Genomic DNA, 23,332 nt, shown 5'->3' on the forward strand with positions numbered 1-23,332 from the left:
CACTGCGGCGGTGATCGCGGGCCAGACCGTCTCGGCTCGACTGCCGCGCAGGCCACCGACGACGAGTTGCGCCACGACGAACGCGGCGAGGGCGGCAAGGGTGAGCGGTGTACTCGCACGGAGCCAGCGGCGTCCGGTGACGAGAACCGTCATGAAGAGCACCATCGGCCACGACTCGGCGAGCAGCAACAGCCAGCCCCGGCCCGCCAGCAGTTCTCGATGTCCGGCGACGACCCGTAGGTACTGTGCCGGGCCACCGAAGGCCAGGAGCAGCACGACGAGAGCGCCGAACCCGACGGCGACGACGGCTGAGCTCGCGGTTATCAGTCGGTGCTCGTCCAGTCGATGTGCGACTCGCGGTCCACGTGGCGCCGGTCGAAGCGACAGGACGAAGCGGTAGATCAGCAGGCCGGAGGCGTTGACCACACCGAGCAGAGCGAGCGACTGGCGCCAGTCCTGGGCCGGTGAAACGTAGCGCGGCCAGTAGTCCAACGCGACGTGCAGCAGCGGACCGAGATAGCACAGGTGCAGCCCGAACAACGCCACGACGGCCCGGGGCTGGAAGGTCTCGAGCCGGCCGCGGACCCAGTCGACGGCGTCGACGCCGAGCAGGACTCCGGCGACACTCGTGGGCACGATCAGCCAGTGCCACAACGCCGGGACGAAGGCGCAGAAGAGCGTGCTCGTCGTGATCACCAGGCCGGCGCTGATCAACCAGCTGACCAGGCGAGCGTCCGAGGCCGAGACCGTACTCGTCTGCTCTGCGGTGGATCCTGGCGGCAACCGTCGTCGCCGCTGCCCGATCCGACCGCGGGTGCTCGTCATCACGTGGCTCACGAGTCGCCCCGATTGGCCTCGACGGGGACCTTCCCCCGTGACGTCAGCTCGGCGAGCGCCGCATACCAGGCCGATCGGCGACGGGCCATCTCCTCCGGTCGGAAACGCTGCGCGGTCTGCCAGGCGATCTGTGACGCGGCAGCCGCGAGCCGGGGGTCGTCGGCGAGGCGGGTGATCAACGTCGCGAGCCGGACCGGATCGTCGGGAGGGACGAGAAGCTCGGCCGGCAGGAGCTCGGGAATGCCGCCCACGGTGGTGCCGATCGACGGCACACCCCGCGCCATCGCCTCGATCAGCGCCCGGGGCAGTCCTTCGGTGCGGGAGGGCATGCAGAAGAGGTCGGAGGTGTCCAGCAGCTCCCGCAGCCTCGTCCTCGAGTCCACCCGTCCGACGAACTCGACCCTGTCCTCGACGCCGGTCCGCGCAGCAAGACTCCGCAGCAGGGCAGAGTGACGCCCGTCGCCGACCAGTCGCAGCCGCAGCTCTGGGTAGTCGGCCCGCAACAGGCCCACGGCACGGATCAGATCGTCGTGACCCTTGTACAGCTGGTCATGGGTCCCGACCGCGATCAGCCGGCGGATCGCGGGCCGCTCGGACCGGGGGGCAGCGGTGAAGTCGTCCTCGTGCAGATCGACGTTGGAGAAGACATGGGTCGAGGTCGCCCGGCTGGCGGGATAGTGCCGTTGCAAGGTCTGCTCGGTGACGTAGTGAGCGGTCGCGGCGCCCCCGACCGCCCAGCGCATCACGACGCCACAGGCTGCGGCGAGCCGGACACCGGCCGAACCGGCGACGCCGGACCGGAGGACATCCACTGGGTCCCCGACTACCTCCACTGCATAGCGACGGCCCCGCAGCCGGCACCACAGCGAACCGATGAAGCCGATCGGCCCCGGCAGGCGGAACATGCACAGCGAGATGTCGGACGTGGTGCGGATCACCGCGGTCACCAGCCGGGGGAGTTGGGCGAGCAGCTGGCGAGGACCCGTGTAGTACGGCAGTGGCCGCACCTCGATCGGACCGACCGACAAGGCGTCGTCGTCGCCCGGCCGCACGTCACCGACCCTCGCCACCAGCTGCGCATCTGCCCATCGATCGCGATAGGGCCGCCACGCACCGTCGGCACTGCTGCGATCCAGTGTGACGAACCCACCCGCGGGCTCCCGGTACAGCCGTGCCTCGGTGAAGATCCTGATCGGCGCGGAGCCGTCTGCGACGGCAGCCGCCGGGGCCGCGTCGGCGCGGGACGGCCTCATCGCGCCGGCACTCCCTTGACCACCGCACCGGGCGGGACGTCCTTGGTGACGCAGGCTGCGGCTCCGACGGTGGCCCCGGCCCCGATCCGCAATCCTTGCAGCACCACGGCGCCGGCGCCGACCAGGCATCCGTCGGCGAGTTCGCAGGCGCCGGAGACGACAGCTGCAGGATTGACCGAAACGAAGGAACCGAGCACCGTGTCGTGACCGATCGTCGCGTTGGGGTTGACGTGGGCGTGCGACCCGAGCGTGACCATGGTGGAGATCTGTGCACCGGCGCAGATCACCGATCCGGGTGCGATCTCGGTCCCGAAGCCGACGGTCGCCGCCGGGTGGCGGAGGACGGCCGCCGTGTGCCCGTGGCGCTCGAACTCCCAGGCGAGGCGCCGCCTGATCTGTGGACTCCCGATCCCGATCACGAAGCACCCGGGTTCCGCACCGCCCAACCAGCGGTCGACGGTGCCCCGGTAGCGAGCGCCGCGATGGCTCAACCGATTGAGATCGGCCTCCGTCGGCGCGTCGTCCAACACGCCGACGAGATCCCAGACGGGTTCGGGTGCCGCCTGGTTGACCGCGTCGATCACGTCCAACAGCTCCCTCCCGAAGCCGCTGGCGCCGACGCTGACCACCTGCGTACTCACCGGGAAGAGCTTCCGGTGAAGGGACTCATCGTCACGTGACCGGCCTGGGACACCTGACCGACCCTCGCGAGCTGAGCGAACGTCCTCAGGATGATGGTGAGGTCCAGCGCGAACGATCGGTGCTGAACGTAGTCGACGTCGAGGGCCAGACGATCCGCCCAGCTCAGCGAGTTGCGGCCGCTGACCTGCGCCAGACCGGTCAGTCCCGGCCTCACGTCGTGTCGACGGGACTGTTCCGGTGTGTAGAGCGGCAGGTACTCCATCAGCAACGGGCGCGGTCCGACGACGCTCATCTCACCACGCAGGACGTTGATCAACGTCGGCAGCTCGTCCAGGCTGCTCGCTCGGAGGAACCGACCCAGTGGGGTCAGCCGCTCGGCGTCGGTGACGATCCCGCGCTCTGGGTCGGGCGCGCTCATGGTGCGGAACTTGATCAGCGTGAACGGCTGGCCGGCCAGTCCCGGCCGGACCTGCCGGAACAGAACGGGACGGCCCAGGCGCGCCGCGATCGTCGCAGCCACGACGATCTGGATCGGAAGGCTCAGCGTCAGCGCCACAGCGGCCGTGGCGACGTCGAAGGTGCGCTTCAGCGCATCAGCCCGCATGGTCGTCCCGCGCGCGCAGGAACTGCCCGATCGAGGCCAGGATCCGATCGATCGCAAGATCGTCGAGACTCGACCCGCTCGGCAGCGAGAGCCCGTTGCGGTACAGGCGATCCGCTGTCCCGTCCAGATAGCTGGTCAGGCCGCTGAAGACCGGTTGGGCGTGCATCGGCTTCCATAGTGGGCGGGCCTCGATCCTGTCGTCCGCCAGCCATCGGCGGAGGTCCTCCGCCGTCCACCCGGCACGGTCCGGTTCGACGATGATCGAGGTCAGCCAGTAATTCTCCCGATCGGGGCCGTCGCACTCACCGCCGTCAGATCCGATCACGTCGACGCCGTCGACCGGGTCCAAGAACTCGACGTACCTGCAGCGGATCCGGCGTCGTCGCTCGATCATCTGCGGGAGCCTCGACAGCTGGGCGCGGCCGAGGGCGGCCAGCAGATTGGACATCCGGTAGTTGTAGCCGACCTCGGTGTGCTCGTAGTGGGTACACGGTTGGCGAGCCTGGGTGGACAGGTAGCGGGCGTGGTCCGCGATGCGAGCGTCGTCGGTCAGCAGGGCACCGCCACCGGACGTGGTCATCACCTTGTTGCCGTTGAACGAAATCGCCGACGCGTGCCCCGACGACCCGGCCGGCCGGCCGTCGCGTCGTGCCCCGAAGGCCTCGGCCGCGTCGACCAGCACCGACGCGTTCCAGCGCGCGGCCAGGGCCGAGATCGCCGCATGATCAGCCATCCGGCCGAGCAGGTCGACGGGCACGATCGCCGCTACGTCGACACCTTTGGCACTCAGGTCGATCATCGCGGCCTCGAACTGCGCCGGCGTCGTGCAGCCGCTCTGATCACAGTCGACCAAGACGGGCCGAGCGCCGGTGTAGATGATCGCGTTGATCGTCGCCGCGAAGGTCAAGGTCGAGGTCAGGACGGTGTCGCCCGGCCCGACGCCGAGAGCCAGCAGGCCGAGATGGAGTGCTGCCGTTCCGCTGGACAGCGCCACGGCATGCTCGCGCTCTGCGCTCGCGGCGAGCTCGTGCTCGAACGCATCCAGCTCCGGCCCGCGGGGTGCGACCCAGCCCGATCGCAGCGCGCGGACGAGCGCCTGCTCCTCGGCGAGGCCGACGTCAGGAGCGGAGAGATAGATGGGTGATCGATCATCGCCGGGGGCCGAGCGAACCAGGGTGTCGGTGATGCCGGCGGCGTCAGCGGCGCGATCGGTCGACAGCTGGATCTCGGGGAACACGCCGTACGTCCTCTCTGATCAACATCGCTGTCTGCGTTCTGATCTTGCGGCATACCCCGAGGACCGCCGTACGGCGAACGAGTGCGAGGCTACCGTATCGGTTCGCCGGTTAGCCATTTGCCGAGCTGTGGGCGATGATCGGTGATGGACGTGGGCCGACGCGCTTTGCCATGATGTGGACCCAGCACCTCGGGGGAGTTGCAGGAACTCGACGACGGAAGGACCCCGGTGGCGCTGCGAGACTATATCGACATACTCCGGCGGCGCTGGCTCGCCGGACTCGCGGTGGCGCTGACCGTGCTGGCGGCGACAGCCGGCATCACCTTGTTGATGCCCGAGAAGTACACGGCCACAACCCGGTTGTTCTTTGCCGTGCAGGGCACCGAGAGCGTGACGGACCTGGCCCAGGGTTCGACCTTCGCCGAGAAGCAGATCACCTCCTACGCTCAGGTCGCGACGTCGCCGTTGGTGCTCGACCCGGTGATCGACGGTTTGCACCTCGACCTGTCGCCGGCCGATCTCGCCAAGTCGGTGAGCGCCGTCGTACCGACCGACACGGTGATCTTGGAGGTGTCCGTCGTCGACGAGGACCCCGCACAGGCCACGGCGATCGCCAATGCGATCGGTACGGAACTCGCGCGCGTCGTGAGCCAGTTGTCGCCGGAACAGCAGGGTGGCGGCCAGGCCGTCAAGGCGACGATCTTGCAGCCGGCCGTCGTGCCGGTTGCGCCGTCTTCTCCCGACATCGCCCGCAATCTTGCGCTAGGGCTCGTCCTCGCGCTGCTGCTGGGTGTCTTCGCCGCGTTCCTCCGCAACGTGCTGGACACCAAGATCCGGAGTGACGCCGATCTCCGCTCGGTGACCGATGCGCCACTGCTCGGCTCGATCGCCTTCGATGAGTCGGTGCCGACTCACCCCGTGGTGGTTGCCGAAGAGCCGCTCAGCGCCCCCTCGGAGGCCGTACGCAGGCTGCGGACGAACCTTCAGTTCGTCGGGGCACCCGGCCAGTCGAAGAAGGTGGTGATCACCTCGTCGGTTCCCGGCGAGGGCAAGACGACCACCTCGATCAACCTGGCGGTCTCGCTGGCCGATGCGGGCGCCAAGGTCATCCTGGTCGACGCCGATCTTCGGCGCCCAGCTGTGGCCGAGTACATGGGTCTCGAAGGCGCGGCCGGTCTGACCACGGTGCTGATCGGAAAGGTCGAGCTGGCCGATGTCATCCAGCCCTGGCGATCCAGCGGCCTGGACATCCTGCCGTCGGGACAGGTCCCACCGAACCCGAGCGAGCTGTTGGGATCACCGGCCATGGCGGTGCTGTTGGACCAGCTGGGCGAGAGCTACGACGTGGTGCTGCTCGACAGCGCCCCATTGCTGCCGGTCACCGACGCGGCGATCCTGACCAAGCTCGCGGGCGGTGCGCTCGTCGTCGTCGGCGCGGACCGGATCCATCGGCGCCAGCTGGAGGACGCCCTCGAGGCGTTGGCGACGGCCGGGGCCGAGGTCCACGGGCTGGCGCTGAACAAGGTCGCCAAGCGCGATACCCAGCCGTACGCGTACCACGGCGGCTACTACCGAGCGTCCGCGAGTGATCGCGCAACGGACAGCGCCGGTGATTCGCGACCGAGCGAGGCCGCCGACCAGTCCGACGCGACCTACGCCGCGTCGGAGGAGTCCTCAGCCGTGACCGTCGGCAGGGGTGGTCGCTGAGGAGCCGCCGTCCGGCGGGCTGACTCGCTCGCCGGTAGCGATGTGGGCGATCTCGTCGGCATCGCCTCCCCGGACGACGACCAGTGATCCGCCACCGATCAGCGCGGCCACGATCCCGTCGCGGGCGGTCGCCCAGGGTTCGCCGGGCACGAGCAGGCGGCGCTGGTCGGAGCCGTCCAGCTCGGCGAGCTCGGCCTGGGTCAGCCGGCGCTCGTCATCGACCCAGGCCGGCGCCGACCCGCTGACCGGGCTGGGGGAGTAGCTGTCCGGCTGGGCCCGGACCGCTAGGTCCACGTCTGTGACCGACGCCGGCAGGCCGGTCCCGAGCCCGGTGGCGAACGGGTGCAGTGAGCAGGCCAGGACGTCGGCGGCATCGCCGACGTACGGCTGCCAGTCCGGCCCGCTGACCAGTACGTCCGCAGCTGCCGGGGTGGACGTCAGGTCGACGTACGCCCCGACCTGCCAGACCGCGAGCTGCCAGACCGCCGTCATCCAGTGGCCGGGGTGTGTCCGGGCCAGCGGCAACCGGACCGCGTCACCCGGTGCGACCGCCAGGTCCCAGGTCAGCAGGTTGGCCGTCTTGGCCACCCAGTTGCCGACGGTGATCGCGGACAGCTCGGTCCGCTCACCGGCGGCGACGTCGTAGTAGGTGATCAGCGGGCCGGCTCCGGCCGCCGTGATGCGGCTCCGTAACAGGTCGGCGACGAGCAGGTTCACGACGGACGAGCCTAATCAGAGGCCCCGTTAGGCTGACCGCCATGGTGGATGGTCGATACGTACTCATCATGGCCGGCGGCTCGGGCAAGCGGCTCTGGCCGCTGTCTCGGCAGGACATGCCCAAGCAGCTGCTCAAGGTGGTCGGCGGCCGGAGCCTGCTCCGGATCGCGTTCGACCGGTTGGACGGGATCGTGCCGGCGGACCGGGTGTTCGTCTGTACCGGCGCGGACTACGCCGACGTGGTGGCCGAGGAACTGCCCGAGGTGCCGGCCGCGAACATCCTCGGCGAGCCGGAGGGCCGGGACTCGCTGAACGCCGTCGCCTGGCCGGCCGCGATCCTCGCCGCACGCGATCCGGAGGCCGTGGTCGCGGTGGTCACCGCCGATCAGATCATGCACCCGGTCGCGGCGTTCGGGGTCGCGCTGGAGGAGGGCTTCGCGGTGGCCGAGGAGGACCCGCGGGCGCTGGTCACCTTCGGCGTCGTGCCGACCTCCCCGCACACCGGCTACGGCTATCTGCAGCGGGGGGAGGACCTGCCCGGTCACCCGAGTGTCAGCCGGGTGCTCGCGTTCAAGGAGAAGCCGGACCGGGCGACCGCGGAGGCCTATCTCGCCACGGGTCAGTACTGGTGGAACTCGGGGATGTTCGTCTGGCGCGCGACCACCCTGCTGGACCAGCTCCGGCAGCTGCTGCCGGAGACGTATGCGTCGGTGCTCGAACTCGCCCAGCACGGCGACCGGCTGGCCGAGATCTATCCGAGCCTGGTCAAGATCAGCGTCGACTACGCCGTGATGGAGCCGGTGTCGCTCGGTCGCGGGAGCGCGCATGTGGTGGCGGTCCGGCTGCCGATCACCTGGCACGACGTCGGCGGCTTCGCCGCGCTGTCGGAGCAGTTGCCGCGCGACCCGCAGGGCAACGCCACGTCCGGATCCAGCGTGCTGGTCGACGCCCGCGACAACCTGGTGATCAACAACGCCGAGGAGGGCCGTCTGGTGGCGGTGGTCGGGCTGTCCGAGACCGTCATCGTGCAGACGCCGCAGATCACCCTGGTCTGCCCGATGAGCGATGCCGAGCGGGTCAAGGAGCTGGTCGCCCAGGTGACCAGCCAGCTGGGCCGCGCGTACGCCTGACTCCGCGGCAGGGCTCAGGCGCCGTTCGGCTCCGGTGCGCTCGTGGCGGGGTACTTGGCCATGAACTCCTGGATCGCCTGCCCGCTGACCGACGCGCAGGCCTGCCGGGTGCCCTTCTGCAACGACTGCTCGCCCGGGTTGGACGGGTCGGCGTACCACCTGGTCAAGACCACGTTCTTGCCGTCCGGGAAGCCGGCGCCGTCGGAGTCGGACCAGGGTGCGGCGATGAACTTGTCGGCCGGGTTGTAGTCCTCCGCGGTGAAGGTCTTCGAGATCTTCTCCAGCTGGTCGATCTGGTCGGCCGGCATGGTGTCTCGATACCAGACGACGGTGTACCCGTGTTCGAGGTTGTGCACCAGCGTCTCGACCGCGGGCCGGTCGGCGGTGCTGTAGAAGCGCTTGGTGAACGGCGCCGGGCTCGGGTAGTGCTTGCCGGAGTCGGGCGGGGTCTGGTCGTACTTCACCTTGGTGCCCTCGGCCACGTGCTCCTGGTTGCCGGTCGCGGCGTGCTCGGAGACGGCGTCGCAGCCGGCGGCCGAGGCGCTGACGCCGATGTCGGCGATGGTCGCGCTGCGCGCCCGATAGTCCTCGACGAATAAGTAGACCGGGTAGGCGAGCAGGGCGGCGGCCAGCAGCACGCAGATCCCGAGCAGCAGCAGGGACCGGCGGCGCTGCTCCTTCTTCCGGGCAGCCTCGAACGAGGCCATCCGCGCCCGGCGGGACGTGCCGGAACCGCCGGTGTCGGAGGTCGCCGCGCTCTTCTTCGGCTTGGCACTGGCCACGGTGGAGGTCCTCCGGAGGTGTCGGGTTCTGCGGGCGTACGTCGCGCCCGGACGCAAACCGAGCGCGCGCAGTCTAGTCTGCCGGGCTGTGTCGGGTCCTCGGTCGCGCCGGACCGACGGTCGTCGGGCTCACCGCGGAGGCGCGGCGAGGGTGGTGCGCACGACGCGCCCCAGCAGGTCACGCTCGGCGGGCGGGCAGAGTTCCTGAACGGCCGCAACCAGTTCGTCGCCCTCCAGGCCGGCGAGCTGTTCGTACGCTCCCGGCCGGCCGGCAGCGGCCAGCACGGCGGCCACGACCGCCTCCCGCGAGCCGTGGGCGAACAGGTCGTCGGCGGCCGGCCGGATCAGCTCGGCCGCCCGAGGCGGCGGCTCGGCCGGCTCGTCCGGAATGCCGGACTCGGCCACGACCAGGTGTGACAGCCCGCGGACGATCGCGACCGGACGCCGGGCGAGCTTGCCCTTGGCCAGGTCGGCCGCGGCCGCGAGCTCGTCGGCGACGGCCGTCACGGTCACCAGCAGCGGGTTGCCGTAGCCGTCGGACTCGCCGGCGTACGACCGCTTGACCTGCACGCCGGCCGCCCCGATCGCGTGGTCGGTCTGGCCGATCCGCCAGGCGCGTCCCGCCGTGTCGGACACGATCACGCCGACCGGGCCCCCGACCGCGGCGGACAACCCGGCGCGCAGCCGTTCCGCGCTGTCGTCGGGGTCGACGGGCAGCAACAGCACCTGACCCGGTTCGACGTTCGACGCATCGACCCCGGCCGCGGCCTGGACGAGGCCGAGGCCGTTCCGGACGATCCGCATCGGCCCACGCCAGGCGACCGTGTCCACCGTCTCGGCGGCGACCGCTGACGTCCGGTCGGCGGCGGCCAGCCGGCGGCCCTCGGCCTTGCTGACGATCTTGGACGTGACCACCGCGATGTCTCCGGCCGCCAGCGGCCCGCTGGGGTCGGCCGCGACCGCATCGAGCACGACCCGGACCAGATCGCTGTCCGGGCCGATCTCGCCGATGCCGTCCGGGGCGAAGATCGCGATCACGGCAGCGCGCCGACCGCGGCCCGGACGAAGCGCGCCGTCGCCTCGGGCGAGCTCATCAGCAGCGGCGTGGCCAGCGTCTGCAGATCGTCCCCTTCGCGAGCCCCGGCGGTTGCGGAGACCGCGCCGGGAGCGTCCGCGCTGTCGACCACCCACAGGTCGAGCAGGCCGCCCGCGGCCCGGTGGCCGTAGTGCCGGCCGACCGCGCCCGCCTGCACCTCGACGCCGATCGCCGGCAGCAGCCGGTGCGCCATGCCGAGCACCGGGGCGCCCGCCAGGATGCCGCTGAAGCCGATCACCGGGGCCGGGCCGGCCAGCAGGGCGGACCGCAGCCCGGGGACGGCCAGGATCGGGCCGATCGACACCACCGGGTTGCTGGGGGCGAGCAGCACGAGGTCTGCGGCGGCGAGCGCGTCGAGGACCCCGGCTGCCGGAGTGCTGTCCTCGATCCCGACCTGGATCACGGCCAGGGCGGGCGGTTCGGCGTGCAGCCGGACCCAGTACTCCTGGAAGTGCACCGCGCGCCGGCCCGACGGCTCGTCCGGCGCGGGGATCAGCACGTGGGTCTCCACCCGGTCGTCGCTCATCGGCAGCAGCCGCAGCCGGGGATCGTGGGCGAGCCAGCGACTGCACAGCGCCGCGGTGACCTCCGACAGCGGATAGCCGGCGTTCATCAGCTGGGTCCGGACGAGGTGGGTCGCGATGTCGCGGTCGCCCAGGGCGAACCAGAGCGGCTCGACGCCGTACGTCCGCAGCTCGTCCAGCACCTGCCACGTCTCCCCGGACCGGCCCCAGCCGCGCTCGACGTCGTTGCCGCCGCCGAGGGCGTACATCATCGTGTCGAGGTCGGGACAGATCCGCAGCCCGTGCAAGGTGATGTCGTCGGCGGTGTTGACGATCGCGGTGATCTCGGCATCGGGATACGCCGCGCGCACGCCGGTGGTGAACCGCGACCCGCCGACGCCTCCGGCCAGAACCACGATGCGCACCGGAAGAGCCTATGTGTGCCCGGTTTCCGGGTCGGCGACAGGTGTTTCTCTGGTTTGGTCCGCTCAACACGGGCTCGAGCGCCGATCTCGCCGGCCTCGCGAACGCGCACCCATGCGCCGCCGAGCACCACACCGGCCGGCGGCGGCACCATTAGGGTGAGGAGCGTGCCCGATCTGCGCTCCTGGCGCTTGCCGGTGGCGATCGTCCTGCTCGTCGCGCTGACGGTTCGGGTCGGCGCGGCTTTGATCGCGCTGATGGACGGTGCCGTGGCCGGACTCGACCCGCTGCTGTACCTGGCGAGTGCCGGGGTCGGGCCGGGCGAGGTGGTGGTGGCCATCGGGCTGGCCGCGATGTGCTGGTGGGCTGCGGCGGACGACGTACCCGGGATTCGGGTGGTCGCCGGCATCGGCGCGGCGCTCGTCGCCGTCCAAGTGCTGCTGACCGGCGCCGCCGCGGTGGCGACATTCGCGCTGGGTGGCGGTGCGCTCGGGATGCGGCTGGCGTCGCTGCTGGCTCAGCTCACCTGGCTGGTGGTGCCCGTCGTGACGGCGATCGTGCTGCTGCGGGTGGCGCGCTCCGCCGGCGAGAAGGAACCCGTTCCAGAGGTCGGCCCGGGAGATCAGGCCCCGGCCGGTCAGGCTCGGGCGGAGATCGAGGCGCCGGAGGTCGTGCAGCCCTATCGGGAGGCGGCCGGGTGGGCCCCGGACGAGGCGGCGGGAGCGGTCTGGACCAGCGCGGGCGAAGCTGCCAAGGGCGCCGCGGCATCGGGGTGGGGGAGCTCGGCGTCCGCGGGCACGGACTGGGGCGGTCTCGAGGGCGAGCCCCCGGCTCCGGACTCGCGCCCGCAATCGGACTGACCGAGGGGGATCGGCGCGGAGGGTCGCGGTCGCCACTCGAGCGTGTCCCAGGAACTCGGATCCGCTGGGACGCGTCGGATCCGTTGCAGGGGATCCGAGGACGTACAGGGGATCCGAGGACGCAGGGGAGCCGAGGGACACGATTCGGTCACGACCACGGGGTCGGGCGTGTCGGGGGGCGCAACGACGACCCGGACCTGAAGTGCCGGCGCAGATTACCACCAGTCACATTCGTCCCATCCGAAACAGCAGTGACACGCGGGTGTGATAAGGCGAAAACAGATGCCAATCCAGCGCCCCCATTACCAAACCAACCCTTGACTTCGTAGTATTTGCAGGCATGTAATTTCACTGATGTCATTCACCGCGACGATCTGGCGCTTCGGAGCAGAGGCCTCCGGTCGACGCGGGGTGGCATCGGCTCCGGGAACCGCGAATTCCCGGAGGTGGCTGCCGTCGGGCAGCATGCGGGGCTTGCGCCGAGCAGGCCCGACCGAGATCGGTCCAGCGATGGATCGACCACAAGTTCGGGGTCGAGGAGGCACACGGAATGATCGAGGCACCGCTGGAGGATGAGGGAATCCTCGGCTGGCAGGAGCGAGCGCTCTGCGCACAGACCGACCCCGAGGCCTTCTTCCCCGAGAAGGGCGGTTCCACCCGGGAGGCCAAGAAGGTCTGCCTCTCCTGCGAGGTCCGGTCCGAGTGCTTGGAGTACGCCCTCGCCAACGACGAGCGGTTCGGCATCTGGGGTGGTCTCAGCGAGCGCGAGCGGCGCCGGCTGAAGAAGCGCGCCGTCTAGGGCGTCTCGCCCCGTCCGGTCGCGGCGCGGCCCGGGCGGCCGAGGTCGTGCCGGATCGGCTGTCGGGGTCAGCGATTACACTGGCCCAGCCCGATGGGGCGCCGGCACCGGCTGCCCTTCCGACGCTCGAGCGGCGCCACTCGACGCGCCGAGCCGACTCACTGCACGAGGTTGCGCCCCACACTCATGGTCAACGAAGTCTCCGACGGCGCCCCGATCGGCCACGGCCTCGGTCGCGGCAGCGAGGACGATCGACCCACCGAGATCAGGGTTCGCGGCCACGTGGACGAGAATCCCGACGAGTGGACGCAGTCGCTCCGCGCGATCGAGGTTCCACCCGAGGTCCAGCCCAACCCGTGGGCCTGGATCGACACCGACTCCGACGAGACCCAACTGGTCGATATCGGCCGGCACCACGTGACGGCCGTGCTGGTCACCCTCGATGCCGAACGCTGGCTGCCGGAGACGCTCGCCGGTCTCGCCGCCCTCGAGCACAGGCCCGCCCGGATCATCGCGATCGACAACGAGAGCGCCGACGCCACCCGCCGGCTGCTACGTCGCGCGTTGGAGCAGGAGATCATCGACGCGCTGTACGACGGGGAGCGGGGATTCGGCTTCGGTCAGGCCGTCGCCTCCGCGCTGCGCCAGGACCGGTCGCACCCCACCTCCGGTGTCCCGGTGGTGTCGGCCGGGCCGCGTGAACTGCCGGACGAGCTCGACGACCCGTACGACCCCGAGCAGTTGTACGACACCGAGCAGTTGTACGACCCCGAGCACCTGTACGAGCCCGGCCAGGGCATCGAGCCGAGCGGATCCGAGGATGTGCCGGGTCGGACCGCGCCGGACGAAGCCGAGCCCGACGAACCGGAGCCCGGCGAGCCGGAGCCCGACGCGCGGGACCTCGAGGAGCGGGACCTCGAGGAGCGGGACTCCGAGGAGCAAGGGACAGAGCCCGAGGATCCCGGCGGGGCCGTGGCTGCGCCGAACCACTGGCTCTGGCTGCTGCACGACGACGCCGTACCCGCCCCGGATGCTTTGATCCGGCTGCTCGCTCAGGTCAGCGCCGAACCGAGCATCGACGTCACCGGGCCCAAGCTGTTGTTGCCCCGCCGACGGCGGGCGGGCCAGCCGATCGCCGAGATCGGGGTCTCGATCTCGGGCACCGGCCGGCGCGAGCTGCTGATCGACCCCGGGGAGATCGACCAGGGCCAACGCGACGTGCCGCAGGAACGCCTCGGCGTGTCCACCTGCGGGATGCTGGTCCGGACGGCGGTATGGGACCAGCTCGGCGGCCTCGATCCGGCGCTGCCGGTGTTCCGCGACGGAGTGGAGTTCGGCTGGCGGGCGCACGCTGCCGGCCACCGCGTGGTCACCTGCCCGCAGGCCCAGTTCACCCACCGCCAGGTCGGCCGGGCCGGGCTGCGCCAGGAGAGCGTGATCGGCAAACGGCCCGGCAAGCTCGACCGGCAGCTCGGGATCTTGGTGGTGGTCGGGCACGCCCGGCCGGCGGCGCTGCCGTTCGTCTGGCTCCGGCTGGTGGTCAGCTGTCTGATCCGCTCGGTGGGCTACCTGCTGGGCAAGGTGCCCAGCCGAAGTCTGGACGAGCTCGAGGCACTCGGATCGTTTCTGGCGCACCCCGGCCGGCTGCACGCGTACCGCAAGCGGGTGCGCGGGCAGCGGCCGGTCGACGGCTCCGCCGATGTCATCCGCGCCCTGCGCCCGCCGTGGTGGTCCAGCCTCAGAGTCGCCGGCGAGACGATCACCGGCGCGGTCACCGAGCGCTACCGCTCGGTCGCCGGGGAGCTGGACGCGGCCACTCTGGACGAGCTGACCGGCGACGACTTCGCCGCGGTCGGCGAGGAGAAGCAGGTCACCCCGTGGCTGCGGCCTGCGGTCGTCGCCACGGCGCTCAGCGTCGTCGCCAGCCTGGTCGCGGCCCGCCAGCTGTTCGGTACCGGATCGCTCGCCGGGCCGGCGCTGCTGCCGGCGCCTGACCTCGGCCAGCTCTGGGACTCGGCCACCAGTGCGATCCCGGGTGCCCCCGAACAGATCAGCCCGCCGTGGCTGGCGCTGACGGCGCTCGGATCGACCATCACCGCCGGCCGGCCGGAGTGGTTCGTGACGATCGCGCTGTGCCTGGTCGTCCCGCTGTCGATCCTGACCTCCTACCCCGTCGTCCGGCAGGTGCTGGACGACTGGCGGCTGCGGCTGTGGGCGGCGGTGACTTATGCGCTGCTGCCGGTGCTGCTCGGCGGCACGAACCAGGGCCGGCTCTCGATCAGCGTCGTCGCCGTGCTGCTGCCGCTGCTGGTGCTGGCCGTGCGGGCCATCGCGCTGCGCCGGGTGCGGGCGCCGGAGGCTTGGCGCGGCGGCTGGGGCGCCGGCGTGGTGCTGGTGGTGCTCGTCGCGTACGAACCCGTGCTGTTCGTGCTCGCGGTGCTCCTCGGCATCGCCGGCGCGGTGGCACTGCGACGGACCCCGCGCAAGATCGGCCGGATCGGGATCGCGCTCGCCGTCCCGCTGGTGGTGCTCGCGCCGTGGTGGCCGAGCATCGTCGCCGACTGGGGCCGGCTGCTGGTCGGGCCCGACTCCGCCCTCCGCGGGGTGCCGGCCGCGCCGGAGGTCTGGCAGCTGCTGATCGGGCGGGACCGCGGCGCCGGCCTACCCGCGCTCTGGATCGGGCTGGTCTTCTTCGGCGCAATCTGGCTGCTGGCGCTCGGCGGACTGGTGCGCCGCGCCCGGGAGCGGATGGTGCTGGCCAGCTGGACGACGGCGCTGGCCGCGCTCGCGGTCGCGATCGTGGTGTCCCGGCTGGTGGTCGACGTCCCGCCGATCGGGCTGCAGGTGCGGCCCGCGGTCGGCTCGCTGTTGTTGATCGCCTTCGCCGCGCTTGTCCTGGGCGGGGCGATCGGGCTGGACGGGCTGGCGGGGCAGGTCCGGGCGCAGAGCTTCAGCTGGCTCCAGCCCGCGACGGTGCTGCTCGCGGCGGCGATGGCGGCGGTCAGCCTCGGCGCCGCGACCTGGTGGGTGCTAGCCGGGGCCACCGGACCGATCGACCGGCAGCCGCTGAACGCCATCCCGCCGTACGTCCGCAACGCCATGCTGTCCAGCGCCCAGGTGCGGGTGCTGGCGATCGACCTGTCGAGCCGGGCGGCTCGCTACACCGTGCTGGCCGGAGAGGGCCAGCGACTCGGCTCGGCCGATCGCGGTTTCACCTTCGGCGGGTCCGAGACCGCCGACGAGCAGGCCCGTGACCTGGTCCTGCGGCTGGTCGCGGGTACGGCCGACGAGGACATCGTGCCGCAGCTCCGTGAGCTGGGCATCGGCTTCGTCTGGGTCCGCGACGCGAGCGAGGAGGACAAGGCGCGGATCGACAACACGCCGGGTCTGGGCACGGCCAGCGGAACCGGCGACGACACCATCTGGCAGGTCGACCAGGGTGTCTCCCGGGTCGCGCTGGCGACACCCGGCTCGCCGGCGATCGCGCTCGGCCCGTCCCCGACGACCGTGCCGGCCGGCACCGGAGATCGAAACCTGCTGGTGGGCGAGGCCGCCGATCCGCGCTGGCGGGCCGACCTCGACGGGGCAGCGCTGGCGCCGGCCCCCGGCGGCTGGCAGCAGGCCTTCACCGTGCCGGCGGCCGCGGGCACCCTGCGCTTCCAGCTGAGCACACCGGCCGGCTGGCTGCTGATCGTGCAGGGGATCGTCTGGCTGGTGGTGATCGTGCTGGCCGCCCCGGCCGTACGTCGTCCCGAGGTCCGCGATCCGACCCGGTCGGCGCGGCGAGCCTCCAACGTGCTGGGCGGCCGACGATGAGCCCGGACCGGCGCGACCGCGACCCGCTCGACCCCGACGACGAGATGGCCTTCGACCCGGGAGCCGACGACGATGCCGACCTCGACGAGATCGGCGACGGCACGGGGCGCGGCTCGCGCGGCTCCCGCGGCTCCGGTCGGAGCGGGCGCGGGCGTACCCGCTCCCCGGCTGACGACGACGCCGACGGTGTCGACGACTGGGGGACCACCCGCCGGGCGCGGCGCCGGTTCCCGGTGTCGGGCCGGCACGTCCTCGCGGTGGCCGTGGTGCTGGTGGTGGCGGTAGCGATCGTCGTCGGCGGCTCGCTGCTGCCGACCCAGCGGGCCCGGACGGTGGTCAGCGCGGCGCCGCTGGTCGGGCGCACCACCTCGGTCTGCCCGGCGGCGTTCCAGGACAGCGCGGACGCCGCGGACCGTCCAGCCGCGACCGTGAGCGCGGTCACCATTCGCTCCGCACCCGACCGCCAGGGCGTGCTGACCGGCACCCTGCTGGCCGGCGGCGAGCCGCTGCTGACGGTGAAGCAGCAGGGCTTCGGCGCGCAGGTCAAGGCGCCTGACGCGCCGCTGCTGCTGCAGGCGACCGGGGCCATGTCGACCGCGAGCAGCGGCGCGATCCTGGCCAGCGCCGACACCGGCGAGCTGACCGGGCTGTCCGCGGCTCCCTGCACGTCCCCGTCGACGAGCCAGTGGTTCGTCGGGGTCGGCGCGGAGACGACCAACCGCACCGAGCTGGTGCTGAGCAACCCCGACGACGCCCAGGCTGAGGTCGACCTGCGCTTCTTCGGCCAGTCCGGCCGGGTGGTGGTGCCGGGCAGTCCGGGACTGGTCGTGCCCGCGCACGCCTCGCGAACGGTCTCGCTGGAGTCGTTGGTGGCCCAGACCGGCCCGCTCAGCGTCTGGGTCCGGGCCACCTCGGGCCGCGTCTCGGCGATGGCCCGCGACCTGCGCAGCGTCGGCCTGACCCCTGCCGGCGCGGACTGGCACCCGGCCTCGATCGGGCCGCGGCGCGCGCTGGTCGTGCCGGGCGTGCCCGCCGGCGCCGGCGCCCGGCAGCTGCAGCTGGTCAATCCGAGCATGACCCGGGCGCTGGTGACCGTCAGCGTGTTGGGCGCCACCGGAGCCTTCAGCCCGGTCGGTGCCGAGCAGGTGGAGGTCCCGCCGGAGAGCACGGTATCGGCGTCGCTCGATCCGGGGCTGGCCGGCCAGGGCGCGGGGATCGGCCTCGCGGCCGACCGCCCGGTCAGTGCCGCGGTGGTGTCCACGTCCTCGGGCACCGATGCCGACACCGGCTCGGCCGCCCTGCCCGACATCGCGGTCCAGCCGGCGACCCCTGCGGTGGGCCGGCACGGGGTCGGCGCGATCGCGGCCGTCACCGGCACCGACGGCACGTTGATGCTCAGCAACGGCGGGGACACCGACACCAGGGTCGGGTTCACGATCGCCAACCTGAGCGGGGTCACCCTCCGCTCCGACACGATGCTCGTCCCCGCGCACGGCACGTCGACCCGACGGCTGGACCCCGCCGCCGGTGCGTCGTACGTCCAGGTGGACGTCCCCGACGGTGCGCTGATCTACGGCGCGGCCGACTTCGCCCAGTCCGAGGGCCCGGTCGCCGGGCTCACCTCGCTGCCGATCACCTCGCCCGACCTGGCCTCGCGGTCCCGTGACGCCGTGCCGGACCCCGCGGTCGGCCGCTGACGCGCGCCGGTCCCGACCCGCCGCGGCCGATGCCTAGAAGTCGTCCCGGCTGCCGCTCGGATCGATCTCGTCGACGCTGCGGCCGGTGAGTGCGGCCAGCTGCTCGACGATGGTGCGATAGACCAGGATCCGCAGCCCGCGGCGGGTGGCGGCCCGATGCTCCAGCGGGCGCCGATAGATCACGACCTGGGCCGGCCGGCCGGGAGCGGCCTCGACGGCGGCCGCCAGCGGCACCTGGCGTCCGGTCCAGGCGGTCTCCAGATAGGGCACGTCCTCGACCCCGAATGTCACGCCCGCGAGCACGTCCGGTGCCTGGCCGGCGATCTGATCGACCGAGCTCTGCACCGCGTCCAGGAAGAACCCGGCCCGGTCCGCGGGCCGCGCCGGGCGCGCCGGCGTCTTGGTCAGCGGGTTCGGCAGGGCCAGCGGGCCCCGGATCCCGCGCTGGTGGCGGTCTCGACGCCGGCTGGACATGGCGCTCACTGTAGTGCCGCCCCGCGTGGTCGACCGACGACCGACGTACGCGGGACAAATCCGGCCGGACACGCGCCCGGCTGCGACCCGACACCGCCCGCCCGCAGGTAGCGTCACCCAGGTGAGATCTCGGCGCTGTTCTCGGGCGGGCTGCGGCGGCGAGGCGGTGGCCACCTTGACCTACGTCTACGTCGACTCCACCGCGGTACTCGGGCCGTTGGCCGGCCAGGTCGAGCCGCACGGCTACGACCTGTGCGGCCGTCACGCCGGTGCCCTGTCGGTGCCGAGGGGCTGGGAGGTGATCCGGCTGGCGATCGAGGCCGAGCCGCAGCCCAGCAGCGACGATCTGCTGGCCCTTGCCGATGCGGTCCGCGAGGTCGGGTTGTCCTATGATCAGCCCGATCCCGACAGTGGCGTCACCCCGCGGCGCGGCGCCGACGGCGCTGTCGGGTACGGGCGGACAGGCATCGTCGAGCTGGGTCGTCGGGGACATCTGACGGTGCTGGCCGACCCGGACGCGTGAACCGGGCACGTCCCGGCGCCCGACCGCCTGCTCGACGACCCGCTGGACCGAGGACATGATCGAACCCGGAATCTTCAAAGCCAACGACATCCGCGGCGTCGCCACCGGCGACGCGCCGCAGTGGGACACCGACGGCGCTTACGTCCTCGGTGCAGCCCTCGTCGACGCCCTGGACCTGACCGCCGCCGAGGGAGCCTTGGTGCTCGGCCGGGACATGCGCACCACCAGCCCCGAGCTGTCTCGCGCATTCACCGCGGGAGTGCTGGACCGCGGCGCCGACGTGATCGACATCGGCCTCGCCAGCACCGACGAGCTGTGGTTCGCCTCCGGCCACCTCCGGCTGCCCGGGGTGATGTTCACCGCGAGCCACAACCCCGGGCACTACAACGGGATCAAGTTCTGCCTGTCCGAGGCTCGACCGGTGTCGCCCCAGCTGCTCCGCGAGCTGGCCGAGCGGGCCACCCGGCCCGCGCCGGAACCGGTCGCGCAGCGCGGCAGCCGGACCGAGCAAGACCTGCTGCCGGCGTACGCGGACCATCTGCACTCGCTGGTCGATCTGTCCGGCATCCGCCGGCTGACGGTCGTCGCCGACGCTGGCAACGGGATGGCCGGACACACCCTGCCCGCGGTGCTCGGCGGGCAGAACCTGGAGCTGATCGGGCTCTACACCGATCCGGACGGCACGTTCCCCAACCACGCCCCGAACCCGCTGGAGCCGGAGAACCTGGTCGACGCGCAGGCGGCGGTGGTCGAGCACGGGGCGGACCTGGCGCTGGTCTTCGACGGCGACGCCGACCGTTGCTTCATCATCGACGAGCGCGGCGAGGTGGTGAACCCGTCCACGGTGACGGCGATGATCGCCTTCAACGAGCTGCGCCGGGAGCCGGGCGCGACGGTGGTGATCAACAAGATCACGTCGCGGGCCGTCGGCGAGATCGTCGCGGAGGCCGGCGGCACGATCGTGATGACGAAGGTCGGCCACACCTTCGTCAAGGCGGCGATGGCCGAGCATCGCGCGATCTTCGGCGGCGAGCATTCGGCGCACTACTACTTCCGCGACTTCTGGGGCGCCGACACCGGCATGCTCGCGGCGCTGCACGTGCTCGCTCTCGCCGGCGCCTCCGACCAGCCGCTGTCGGCGCTCACCGCGGAGTTCAGCCGCTACGTCTCCTCCGGCGAGATCAACACCCTGGTCGACGACCAGCAGGCGGTGATGGATGCGGTGGCGGCCGAGTTCGACGGTCGTGGCGAGCAGGACCGGATGGACGGCCTGACCGTCACCGGCGCGGACTGGTGGGTGAACGTCCGGCCGAGCAACACCGAACCGCTGCTCCGGCTCAACGTGGAGGCCCGCGACAAGGCTCAGGTCGCGACGCTTCGGGACGAGGCGCTCGGGGTGATCCGCGGCTGACCCCGGCCCCCCGTCCGCGATCTCGGATCCCCTGTGGCTGTTCGGATCCGTGACAGGGGATCCGAACAGCCACCAAGGATCCGAGATCGGGCGTTGAGCACCCCCGGTCTGGTGTCCGGCGCCGGTTCCGAGAAGAATCTGCACCGTCCGACTCGAAGCACCGTCCGTACGTCCGTACCTGGAGGAACCCCGTATGCCCGTCGATCTGGCCCCCGAGCTGCTGGAGATCCTGGCCTGTCCGAACTGCCACAGCGCGCTGGCCGTGGACGACGACCGGGACGAACTGGTCTGCGTCGCGTCGGACTGCGGCCTGGCCTACCCGGTGGTGGGCGGCATCCCGGTGATGCTGGTGGACGAGGCGCGGCGCCCGGGCACGCCCGGCGCGGCGCCCGATCAAGCCCCGAGCGGGACGGCGTCCGAGGGCTCCGCCGAAGCGGCCGCCGACGAGTCGTGAGCAGCCGGCCGGGCACCATGTTCGACGACTCCTGGCTGGACGACCGGCAGGGCTGGCGCGGTGCCGAGCCGGTGCTGCGCCGGCTGGCTGAGGCCGGCGCCCGGCTCCGCCGGGAGACCGAGGACGCGCTCGACCCGATCCGCGGGCTCGGCGACCTGCCGCGGCCGCGGGCGGTGATCGCGGCCGGGTCGGAGGCCCGCTTCATCCGGGCGATCCTCGAACCGGTCTGCCCGGTGCCGTTCGTGGCCTGGCCAGCGCACGGCCTGCCCGGCTGGGTCGGGGCCCTCGACCTGGTCGTGGTGATGGCGAGCGACGCCGCCCCGGCGTCGCTGATCGCGAGCGTGCACGAGGCCGTACGTCGGGGCGCCCAGCTGGTCATCGCCGCCCCCCGACCATCGTTGATCGCCGAGCATGCGATGTCCTCCTCGACCGTGCTGCTGCCGACCGCGACCGCGGACCCGCTCGCGGCAGCGATCGTGATGCTGTCCGCGCTGCACGAGATGCAGCTCGGTCCGGAGGTACGTCCCGACCTGGTCGCGGACGCGATGGACCTGGTCGCCGAGGACTGCTCGCCGTACGCGGACGTCTCGCTGAATCCCGCCAAGGACATCGCGCTCGGCCTGGCCGACGCCCAGCCGCTGGTCTGGGGCGGCTCGGTGCTCGCTGCCCGCGCCAGCCGGCGGGTCGCCGAGGCGCTGCGCGCGGCCACCGGCCGCCCCGCCCTGGCCGCCGACGCCGACGCGCTGAGCCCGGTGCTGGAGCTGACGGCGCCGCGGGACCCGTTCGCGGACCCGTTCGAGGACGGCGGCGGTGCGGATCGCCGGCCCGGCCTGCTGGTGCTGGAGGACGGCAACGGCGCCGAGCTGATCCGCGCGGCCCGGACCCGGTTGACGTCGGCGGCCGAGCGCAACGACGTCCGCGTGTGCGTGATCGAGCACGCCCACGGCTCCGACGTCGAGCGCTATGCGACGCTGCTGCAGACCGGCATGTTCGCCGCCGTCTATCTGGCCGTCGGACTGGGAAGGTACGCCGATCTTGAGAACTGAAGGCCTGAGCGAACGGGATTCTGTGAGCGGGTGTCGGGTAGGCGCTCCGGTCTTCCGTGGTCGCGGAGCGGAAGGCGAACTCGAGGTGTTCGGCGGTGTTCGGTGGGGGAGCGGGCCTTCCGGGACGTGGCCGCGGATGACCGGATTCCTGGCGCCGGGCGCGAGCGAACGGCAGCGCGCATGAGCACCGAGGGTGGCACCAAGGCGGTCGTCGCCGCGCTGACCGCCAACCTGTTCATCGCCGCCACCAAGTTCGGCGCCTGGGCGCTGACCGGCGCGTCGTCGATGCTGGCCGAGGCGATCCACTCGGTCGCCGACTCGGGCAACCAGCTGTTGCTGCTGATCGGCGGCCGGCGCGCCCAGCGGGCGGCGGACGAGGAGCATCCGTTCGGGTACGGCCGCGAGCGCTACGTGTTCGCCTTCGTGGTGTCGATCGTGCTGTTCAGCGTCGGTGGCTTGTTTGCGCTGTACGAGGCGTACCACAAGTGGCACGAGATCGCCGAGGGTCACCCGAACGGGCTGCTGGAAAGCACCTGGTGGTGGGTGCCGCTCGTCATCCTGGTCGCGGCCATCGTCGCCGAGGGGCTGTCGTTTCGGACCGCGATCCGGGAGTCGAACAAGACCCGCGGGCGGCAGCGTTGGTCGAGGTTCATCCGGTCGGCCAAGGCCCCGGAGCTGCCGGTGGTGCTGCTGGAGGACTTCGCCGCCCTGATCGGTCTGGTATTCGCCTTGTTCGGCGTCGGCATGACGCTGGTCACCCACAACGGCATCTTCGATGTGATCGGTACGGCGCTGATCGGCCTGCTGCTGGTCGCGGTGGCGGTGACCCTGGCGATCGAGACCCAGAGCCTGCTGATCGGCGAGTCCGCGGCACCGGAGGTCCGTACCAAGATCGCCGACGCGCTGGCCGGGGTCGACGGCGTGGAGAAGGTGATCCACATGAAGACGCTGCACCTGGGTCCGGAGGAGATCCTGGTCGCGGCGAAGATCGCCGTCACCGAGTCGGAGTCGGCCGGCGAGGTGGCCGCCGCGATCGACCGGGCCGAGGTCGCCGTTCGTGCGGCCGAGCCGATGGTCACCGCGCTCTATCTCGAGCCGGACATCTACCGCGCCGACTACGCGCCGGCGCCCCGCCCCGAGCGCCCCTCGGCCCCCGCCCACTGACCGTCCCACCCTGACCCGGCGTCCCCGACGACCCGACGACCCGGCGACCGCCGACCCGGCCACCCGGCCACCCGGCCACCGGGGTATGTCCCGGCGTCCCGGCCACCCGGCGTCCCGCCGACCCGGCCACCCGGCGTCCTCGGACTCCCGCTCCCGG

21 protein-coding genes are annotated in these 23,332 nt (G+C 71.9%); 11 read left to right on the forward strand and 10 right to left on the reverse strand.

The genetic code is table 11. The annotated features are described in order from the left end of the window. The 5 genes from ABD747_RS03190 to ABD747_RS03210 form a co-directional block, all read right to left on the reverse strand. The coding region (locus ABD747_RS03190; RefSeq protein ID WP_344801641.1) for a hypothetical protein at positions 1 to 837 on the reverse strand (837 nt) is incomplete at its 3' end. Continuing rightward, complete coding sequence (locus tag ABD747_RS03195) at positions 834 to 2,090, reverse strand: glycosyltransferase family 4 protein (RefSeq protein WP_344801642.1); 1,257 nt, start codon at positions 2,088 to 2,090, stop codon at positions 834 to 836. The genes ABD747_RS03195 and ABD747_RS03190, both read right to left, overlap by 4 nt. Then, complete coding sequence (locus ABD747_RS03200) at positions 2,087 to 2,731, reverse strand: NeuD/PglB/VioB family sugar acetyltransferase (RefSeq protein WP_344801643.1); 645 nt, start codon at positions 2,729 to 2,731, stop codon at positions 2,087 to 2,089. The genes ABD747_RS03195 and ABD747_RS03200 overlap by 4 nt, the downstream gene beginning before the upstream one ends. Then, positions 2,728 to 3,336: a sugar transferase gene (locus ABD747_RS03205; RefSeq protein ID WP_344801644.1), complete on the reverse strand. Its 609-nt coding sequence runs from the start codon at positions 3,334 to 3,336 to the stop codon at positions 2,728 to 2,730. Before ABD747_RS03205 ends, ABD747_RS03200 begins: the two co-directional genes overlap by 4 nt. Next, positions 3,326 to 4,573 (reverse strand): DegT/DnrJ/EryC1/StrS family aminotransferase, encoded by a 1,248-nt coding sequence (locus tag ABD747_RS03210; RefSeq protein ID WP_344801645.1) that lies wholly within the window; start codon positions 4,571 to 4,573, stop codon positions 3,326 to 3,328. Before ABD747_RS03210 ends, ABD747_RS03205 begins: the two co-directional genes overlap by 11 nt. A 228-nt stretch (positions 4,574 to 4,801) precedes the next feature. Between ABD747_RS03210 and ABD747_RS03215 the strand changes: the two genes are divergently transcribed. Continuing rightward, positions 4,802 to 6,280, forward strand: coding sequence for a tyrosine-protein kinase domain-containing protein (locus tag ABD747_RS03215; RefSeq protein WP_344801646.1), 1,479 nt, complete (start codon positions 4,802 to 4,804; stop codon positions 6,278 to 6,280). On the opposite strand, the gene ABD747_RS03220 is transcribed toward ABD747_RS03215, so the two are convergent. After that, on the reverse strand, positions 6,248 to 6,997 hold the full coding sequence (locus tag ABD747_RS03220; RefSeq protein ID WP_344801647.1) for a TIGR03089 family protein: 750 nt from the start codon (positions 6,995 to 6,997) through the stop codon (positions 6,248 to 6,250). The genes ABD747_RS03215 and ABD747_RS03220 overlap by 33 nt on opposite strands. Before the next feature lie 41 nt (positions 6,998 to 7,038). Between ABD747_RS03220 and ABD747_RS03225 the strand changes: the two genes are divergently transcribed. Next, on the forward strand, positions 7,039 to 8,127 hold the full coding sequence (locus tag ABD747_RS03225; protein WP_344801648.1) for a mannose-1-phosphate guanylyltransferase: 1,089 nt from the start codon (positions 7,039 to 7,041) through the stop codon (positions 8,125 to 8,127). 14 nt (positions 8,128 to 8,141) lie between these two features. Here ABD747_RS03225 and ABD747_RS03230 read toward each other — a convergent pair whose 3' ends face one another. The 3 genes from ABD747_RS03230 to cofD all read right to left on the reverse strand — a co-directional run bounded on the left by ABD747_RS03230 (position 8,142) and on the right by cofD (position 10,933). Next, positions 8,142 to 8,909 carry a DUF3105 domain-containing protein gene (locus ABD747_RS03230; RefSeq protein WP_344801649.1) on the reverse strand — a complete coding sequence of 256 codons (768 nt, stop codon included), beginning with the start codon at positions 8,907 to 8,909 and terminating at the stop codon, positions 8,142 to 8,144. A gap of 129 nt (positions 8,910 to 9,038) precedes the next feature. Beyond that, positions 9,039 to 9,947, reverse strand: coding sequence for a coenzyme F420-0:L-glutamate ligase (gene cofE / locus ABD747_RS03235; protein WP_344801650.1), 909 nt, complete (start codon positions 9,945 to 9,947; stop codon positions 9,039 to 9,041). Beyond that, entirely contained in the window at positions 9,944 to 10,933 is a 990-nt protein-coding gene (cofD, locus tag ABD747_RS03240; protein WP_344801651.1) for a 2-phospho-L-lactate transferase, read from the reverse strand. The genes cofE and cofD overlap by 4 nt, the downstream gene beginning before the upstream one ends. Before the next feature lie 165 nt (positions 10,934 to 11,098). Here cofD and ABD747_RS03245 point away from each other — a divergent pair, with 165 nt between their 5' ends. From ABD747_RS03245 to ABD747_RS03260, 4 genes are all read left to right on the forward strand, one after another. Continuing rightward, the gene (locus ABD747_RS03245; protein ID WP_344801652.1) at positions 11,099 to 11,791 is read left to right on the forward strand and encodes a hypothetical protein; all 693 of its coding nucleotides are present in this window, start codon (positions 11,099 to 11,101) and stop codon (positions 11,789 to 11,791) included. A gap of 550 nt (positions 11,792 to 12,341) precedes the next feature. Further along, complete coding sequence (locus ABD747_RS03250; RefSeq protein ID WP_344801653.1) at positions 12,342 to 12,590, forward strand: WhiB family transcriptional regulator; 249 nt, start codon at positions 12,342 to 12,344, stop codon at positions 12,588 to 12,590. A 186-nt stretch (positions 12,591 to 12,776) separates the two neighbouring features. Beyond that, positions 12,777 to 16,406 (forward strand): glycosyltransferase, encoded by a 3,630-nt coding sequence (locus tag ABD747_RS03255; protein WP_344801654.1) that lies wholly within the window; start codon positions 12,777 to 12,779, stop codon positions 16,404 to 16,406. After that, positions 16,403 to 18,103 carry a DUF5719 family protein gene (locus ABD747_RS03260; protein ID WP_344801655.1) on the forward strand — a complete coding sequence of 567 codons (1,701 nt, stop codon included), beginning with the start codon at positions 16,403 to 16,405 and terminating at the stop codon, positions 18,101 to 18,103. Before ABD747_RS03255 ends, ABD747_RS03260 begins: the two co-directional genes overlap by 4 nt. A 33-nt stretch (positions 18,104 to 18,136) precedes the next feature. Here ABD747_RS03260 and ABD747_RS03265 read toward each other — a convergent pair whose 3' ends face one another. Continuing rightward, complete coding sequence (locus ABD747_RS03265; protein ID WP_344801656.1) at positions 18,137 to 18,577, reverse strand: metallopeptidase family protein; 441 nt, start codon at positions 18,575 to 18,577, stop codon at positions 18,137 to 18,139. A gap of 121 nt (positions 18,578 to 18,698) precedes the next feature. Here ABD747_RS03265 and ABD747_RS03270 point away from each other — a divergent pair, with 121 nt between their 5' ends. From ABD747_RS03270 to ABD747_RS03290, 5 genes are all read left to right on the forward strand, one after another. After that, a complete protein-coding gene (locus ABD747_RS03270; RefSeq protein ID WP_344801657.1) occupies positions 18,699 to 19,100 on the forward strand; it encodes a DUF3499 domain-containing protein in 402 nt (133 codons plus the stop codon). A 55-nt stretch (positions 19,101 to 19,155) separates the two neighbouring features. Beyond that, positions 19,156 to 20,511, forward strand: coding sequence for a phosphohexomutase domain-containing protein (locus ABD747_RS03275; RefSeq protein WP_344801658.1), 1,356 nt, complete (start codon positions 19,156 to 19,158; stop codon positions 20,509 to 20,511). A 193-nt stretch (positions 20,512 to 20,704) separates the two neighbouring features. Beyond that, positions 20,705 to 20,965: a Trm112 family protein gene (locus ABD747_RS03280; protein WP_425562471.1), complete on the forward strand. Its 261-nt coding sequence runs from the start codon at positions 20,705 to 20,707 to the stop codon at positions 20,963 to 20,965. Next, on the forward strand, positions 20,962 to 22,011 hold the full coding sequence (locus tag ABD747_RS03285) for an SIS domain-containing protein (RefSeq protein ID WP_344801659.1): 1,050 nt from the start codon (positions 20,962 to 20,964) through the stop codon (positions 22,009 to 22,011). Before ABD747_RS03280 ends, ABD747_RS03285 begins: the two co-directional genes overlap by 4 nt. A gap of 180 nt (positions 22,012 to 22,191) precedes the next feature. Next, on the forward strand, positions 22,192 to 23,175 hold the full coding sequence (locus tag ABD747_RS03290; RefSeq protein WP_344801660.1) for a cation diffusion facilitator family transporter: 984 nt from the start codon (positions 22,192 to 22,194) through the stop codon (positions 23,173 to 23,175). The last annotated feature ends 157 nt before the right edge of the window (positions 23,176 to 23,332 follow it).

It is taken from the genome of Microlunatus ginsengisoli, from assembly GCF_039537205.1.
Lineage (GTDB): Bacteria > Actinomycetota > Actinomycetes > Propionibacteriales > Propionibacteriaceae > Microlunatus > Microlunatus ginsengisoli.